This is a genomic window from Mailhella sp., assembly GCF_057866825.1.
The window spans coordinates 1-4,632 of the sequence record NZ_DBMAHT010000145.1 but is presented as its reverse complement, the minus strand read 5'-3'; the positions used below and the strand labels follow the sequence as shown (position 1 = coordinate 4,632).

The 4,632-nt window shown below is 60.7% G+C and carries 6 protein-coding genes and 1 tRNA gene; 2 read left to right on the top strand and 5 right to left on the bottom strand.

Features of this window, described 5'->3' with window-relative positions:
- Positions 1-3: 3 nt before the first annotated feature.
- The 3 genes from ACZM96_RS09680 to ACZM96_RS09670 form a co-directional block, all read right to left on the bottom strand.
- A tRNA-Met gene (locus ACZM96_RS09680) sits at positions 4-80 on the bottom strand.
- An 87-nt stretch (positions 81-167) separates the two neighbouring features.
- The gene (locus ACZM96_RS09675) at positions 168-977 is read right to left on the bottom strand and encodes an undecaprenyl-diphosphate phosphatase (protein ID WP_489488800.1); all 810 of its coding nucleotides are present in this window, start codon (positions 975-977) and stop codon (positions 168-170) included.
- A 1-nt stretch (position 978) separates the two neighbouring features.
- The gene (locus ACZM96_RS09670; protein WP_489488798.1) at positions 979-1,584 is read right to left on the bottom strand and encodes a TetR/AcrR family transcriptional regulator; all 606 of its coding nucleotides are present in this window, start codon (positions 1,582-1,584) and stop codon (positions 979-981) included.
- Positions 1,585-1,877: 293 nt separating this feature from the next.
- On the opposite strand from ACZM96_RS09670, the gene ACZM96_RS09665 reads away from it, so the two are divergent.
- Together ACZM96_RS09665 and ACZM96_RS09660 are read left to right on the top strand one after the other, a co-directional pair.
- Positions 1,878-2,912: an AI-2E family transporter gene (locus tag ACZM96_RS09665; protein ID WP_489488797.1), complete on the top strand. Its 1,035-nt coding sequence runs from the start codon at positions 1,878-1,880 to the stop codon at positions 2,910-2,912.
- 63 nt (positions 2,913-2,975) lie between these two features.
- A complete protein-coding gene (locus tag ACZM96_RS09660) occupies positions 2,976-3,260 on the top strand; it encodes a hypothetical protein (RefSeq protein ID WP_489488796.1) in 285 nt (94 codons plus the stop codon).
- A 437-nt stretch (positions 3,261-3,697) separates the two neighbouring features.
- Here the strand turns inward: ACZM96_RS09660 and ACZM96_RS09655 are convergent, their stop codons facing one another.
- Positions 3,698-4,138 carry a hypothetical protein gene (locus tag ACZM96_RS09655; protein WP_489488795.1) on the bottom strand — a complete coding sequence of 147 codons (441 nt, stop codon included), beginning with the start codon at positions 4,136-4,138 and terminating at the stop codon, positions 3,698-3,700.
- 59 nt (positions 4,139-4,197) lie between these two features.
- Positions 4,198-4,590: a 6-pyruvoyl trahydropterin synthase family protein gene (locus ACZM96_RS09650; RefSeq protein ID WP_294488518.1), complete on the bottom strand. Its 393-nt coding sequence runs from the start codon at positions 4,588-4,590 to the stop codon at positions 4,198-4,200.
- Positions 4,591-4,632 lie beyond the last annotated feature (42 nt).

Below are 4,632 nucleotides of genomic sequence, written 5' to 3'. Positions count from 1 at the left end.
TTATGGTAGCAAGGGGGAGATTTGAACTCTCGACACTACGGGTATGAACCGTATGCTCTAACCAACTGAGCTACCTTGCCGTGCTGCGGAATCATCCGGCGCAGGAATGTACTTATAGAAAACGGCCGCCCTTGGCAAGCATTTTTTTTGCCTTCCGGCAAATTTTTTTATCGCAGCATGAAGAGGTACACCGGAATGGCGAGCAGCAGGCGATAGACGGCAAAAGGCTTGAGGGTGACGTGCCCGAGCAGGGAGATGAAGCAGCGCATGGCGGCGATGGCGGAAAGGAAGGCGCACAGCGATCCGACAAGGAAGAAGGGAACGTCCGCCGCGGTGAACAGGGAGAGCGATTTCAGAAGATCGTAGCCCGCTGCGCCGATGATGATGGGCACGGCCGCAATGAAGGAGTATTCCGCGGCGACTTCGCGGCGCACGCCGAGAATCATGCCGCCCATGAGCGTGGAGGCGGAGCGGGAGAAGCCGGGCCACAGGGCGAGGCACTGAAAGCAGCCTATGCCGAGCGCCTGCAGGGGGGTGAGCTGATCGAGGGTCTGCACGGGCATGTTGTTCTGCTTCGGGGCGAGCATGTGTTCCACCACGAGCATGAGAACGGCGCCGCACACCAGAGCGGCCGCCACCGTGGCGGGCGTGAACAGCGATTTGATGAAGCTGTGCAGCAGAAGTCCCAGGGAGGCGGCGGGCAGGGTGGTGAGCACGAGCATTAGAATGCCGCGCAGTCCGGCAAAGCCGCGCTTGTTTCCAGAGAGGCGAAGCAGGCCGAGAAAGCGCCGCCAGTAGAGGGCGAGCACGGCGAGAATGGCGCCCACCTGAATGACCACCTCGAAGGTGGACGCCCCCGGACCGGAAAATCCCAGAAGGCTGGAAGCGAGCACGAGATGACCGGAGGAAGAAACGGGAAGGAACTCGGTGAGTCCTTCCACGAGCCCGAGCAGAGCGGCGGTGATGAGGGAATCCATATTAGGCTGTCCTGGGTTTTCCGCTGGTGATGGCGCGTTCGACGAAGGAAAGGGTTTCGGTGTAGAAGTTTTCGGAAGAACCGTAGGTGTAGGGCGTGAGCACGCGCGTGCGGTTGGCGCCGACCATGAGGCCCACGATGACCTGCGCCGTGCTGGAGGGCGTGAGCGTGGTGATCGTACCGTCGGCAACGCCGCGCTGAAGCTGGATTTCGAGAAGATGATGCACTTCCGCAAATTTGCGGAGCATGATTTCCCTATCGTCGCTGGCCTTCATGTCGCTGTAGGGAGAGCAGCGCACGAGCACGAGCCAGTTGGTGTGCGGATCGACGGAAAATTCAAGATAGGCGCGGCAGAAGCAGAGCACGCCGGTAAGGCCGTCGGGCGTGCCTTCCGTGGCGGAGCGCAGCACGGTCAAAAAATGTTCCAGCACGTCCATGCCCGCGGCAAAGAACAGCTTTTCCTTGTTGCCGTAATGATGGGTGAGGAGGCCCAGCGCGACTCCCGCCCTGTCGGAAATTTTTTTGAACGTGGTTTCGGCAAAGCCGTACTCGCCGAAAAGTTCCTTGGCTGCCTGCAGAAGGGCTTCCTTTTTAGTGACGCTTTTCATGTTCCTTATTACTGTTGTCCGGCTGGGACGGTACGCCTCGGTCCGGGAAGACCTCGGCCATGAAAAAGGGAATGTCTCCGGACAGGCTCCCTTGTGCCTGATTCCTGAAAGAACGCGATCGGAGAACGTTTCTGACGGCTTCAGGTTTGCCTTATTGCAGCGATAAAGGCAAGTCGTTTGTTTGCTCAAACAACATCGGCGGAGAATAAGCGCGGACAACTGGACATCGTGCGCGTTCCCCAGTATTCTCGGAGAGATGTCGGAACCTCTCCGATGCCCGTTATGGAGGACTCATGGCCCGCTGTCTGGCTGTTGTTGCTATTGCTTTATGGTTTACGCTGCTCTCGTCGTATCTCACGAGCGTGTTCATTGCGGCCGTTGCAGCGGCGCTTACGCTGCCCATCTATCGCTGGCTGCGCGCGAGAATGGCCAAAACATCGGCCATCGCCTTTTTTTCCGTCGGCCTGGTGATATGCGTGGCCACGCCCATCACCATAGTGATAGTCATGGTGGTGCCGCAGGCGCTCGAAGGCGCGCGTCGTCTCAGCGCCTGGTGGCAGAACGGGCATCCCATACCGCCGGCCATATCCTATCATGTGGGCGAGGCGTACCGGTTCTTTGTGGAAAATGTTCCCAACGCTCCGGAATACCTCGATAAGCTGGAAAACGACTTCAATGCCGTGGTCAACGCGGTCATCAAGAACGTGCTTTCCAAGGGCCTGAATCTTGCCGGCGACACCATGGGCATGGTGTGGTCGGTGTGTCTTTTCATGGTGTTTACCTGCCTCATCGTCGTGTACGCCCCGGCCATACGCCGTGTGGTGCTCCAGGTGCTGCCCCAGCGCGACGACATGGTGGATCGCTTTGTCGCCGTGCTGCACAACGCCAGTCGTTCCGTGTTCATCAGCATCGTGTTCGTGCCCATCATTCAGGGAACGCTCACGGGCATCGGGCTGCGCCTTCTCGACGTGCCCGATCCTGCGTTCTGGGGACTGCTGGCCGTGTTTTCGGCGGTGATACCTCTGGCGGGCACGGCCATCGTGTGGCTGCCCATCACCGTGTACCTGTGGGCCACGCAGTCGCTGGCTTCGGCGCTGATGCTGCTGGCCTGGGGCAGCATTGTGGTTTCCGGCTCCGACAACCTTCTGCGGCCGTATTTTCTCAAGACGGGCATTGAAGTGTCCATGGTGGTGCTGCTTCTCTCCATCGTTTGCAGTCTGGCGGTATTCGGCGCGGTGGGCATCATTGCCGGCCCGGTGATGGTGGCCCTGGCCCGTCAGGCCATGGTGGAGAGCGAACTTATTTCCCGAAAGCACAACGGAATATGACGCGGAAAACGCGCTTTCGTTTTATCCTTCACGCCTCAGGGCGCAACATACTGGAGTCTGCAGATGGCCATGCTCAATGCCAAATACATCGCCGAACTGGAAGAATATCTGAAATCCGGCAACCTTGAGGAAGATTTCAAGTGGTCGGTGGAAGAGCGCCGGGGCGAAATTCTGGAATTTCTGGAAAAGCTCATGGATCTCGGCGAACTGGCGGACGAAACCGCCACGCACATCATTTTCAAGGGGCAGCTCGGCGCGCTCATGGGCATGCCTTCCGACAAGACGGAGCCGGAGCAGCCTTCGCCCGCCGTGGAGCAGGGCGCGTCCATGGAACTGCCCCGGAAGTAGCGGAACTTGTTCCGGCGGCGCGGAGCGTCCCGTTTTCGCCGCCGGGCCGCCGCGTCTTTGGCGGAAACCTGCTGGCAGGTAGGAGTTCTTTCGGACGCTTTGGGCCGCCGCGCCTGCGGCAACATCATGTCGTCAGGCCACCGCATTCCCGGCGGCTGTTGCGTTGACGCGTCTGCGGAGGAAAACGGCCGGACGCGCAGGCATGGTCGCCGCCGCGCGGATGGCTCCGGTCGTTTGTTGCCTCGCCGGCTGCGTTGTGGGCTGGGCCGTCGGCATCGAAGAGAAGGTGCGCCGACAGCAGCTTCATCTCTTTATGTTGAAGCGCGACGGCGGCGCATTTCGGTCTCATGAAAATCGAGCGTCGGAGAGCCGCGCCTGAGCTTCTTTGCGCGCTTTGCCTGAGCGGGCGGAGCAAAAGCCCTGAAACGGCAGCGGCGTCAGTCGCGATTTTGCACCAGTACGAGACAGAGCGCGCCTGCGCCGAGCGTGCGGCGCTGAAGCACGCGGCATTGGTCCCGATGGCGATAGAGCAGCGCTTCCAGCCCTCCCGCGAGACCGCGACGCCCGCAGGAAAGCCTGCGCCGCAGAGGGGAAAAGAGCAGCACTCCGGGGTAGTCGAGATTCCGTTCGGGCATTTTGAAGTCAAAGATCAGCGTGTGCCCGGCCTGCCTGGCGAGCGACAGAAACCATGCGTCGAGATCCTCGGCGGGCGGCATGGTCAGGGCAAAGCAGCAGACGGCCGCCGTCGAGCTTCGGGGCGGAAGCGGCGCGTTTTCCTGAGCGGGATGGAGCCTCGGCAGACGGCCGCCCGGGGGGAGAAATACGGGCCCGGCGTTGATCAGCGCGTCGGCTCCCGCGGCGAGGGCCCACTCCTCCATGAGCGGTAGGGCTCGTCCCGCAAGCCGTGTTGCCGCGGCAAGGGCGGGAGAGCGCGGCATCAGTCTTCGAGTTCCATGTAGGTGGCGGACTGAATCGGCGTTTCGCCCACCGTCATGCTGTACATGCGTACGGGCATGGAGGCCAGACGTTCCTTCATTCTGCCGTACAGATAGCGGGCCAGATTCTCCGACGAGGGATTGATGACGTCGAAGGGCGGCAGCTCGTTGAGGTACACGTGATCGATGGCGGCAAGTTCCGCCCTGAGTTCCTTCTTGAGCGCGGAAAAATCGGCCACGAGTTCGGTGTCGGGCGTGAGGGTTTCGCCTTCCACCACCATTTCCACCAGATAGTTGTGTCCGTGCAGGGCTTCGCATTTGCCCTGATAGTGCCGCAGGGCGTGGGCGGCGGCGAAATCGCCGCGAATGGTCAGCCGCCATACCGATCTGCTCATGCTGTCTCCTTGTTTCGCATGCAAAAACGATGAGACAGCATG

Excerpts from the sequence above, each read along its gene's own strand:
- ACZM96_RS09675 (WP_489488800.1), bottom strand. The coding sequence starts at position 977 with ATGGATTCCCTCATCACCGCCGCTCTGCTCGGGCTCGTGGAAGGACTC.
- ACZM96_RS09670 (WP_489488798.1), bottom strand. The coding sequence starts at position 1,584 with ATGAAAAGCGTCACTAAAAAGGAAGCCCTTCTGCAGGCAGCCAAGGAA.
- ACZM96_RS09665 (WP_489488797.1), top strand. The coding sequence starts at position 1,878 with ATGGCCCGCTGTCTGGCTGTTGTTGCTATTGCTTTATGGTTTACGCTG.
- ACZM96_RS09660 (WP_489488796.1), top strand. The coding sequence starts at position 2,976 with ATGGCCATGCTCAATGCCAAATACATCGCCGAACTGGAAGAATATCTG.
- ACZM96_RS09655 (WP_489488795.1), bottom strand. The coding sequence starts at position 4,138 with ATGGAGGAGTGGGCCCTCGCCGCGGGAGCCGACGCGCTGATCAACGCC.
- ACZM96_RS09650 (WP_294488518.1), bottom strand. The coding sequence starts at position 4,590 with ATGAGCAGATCGGTATGGCGGCTGACCATTCGCGGCGATTTCGCCGCC.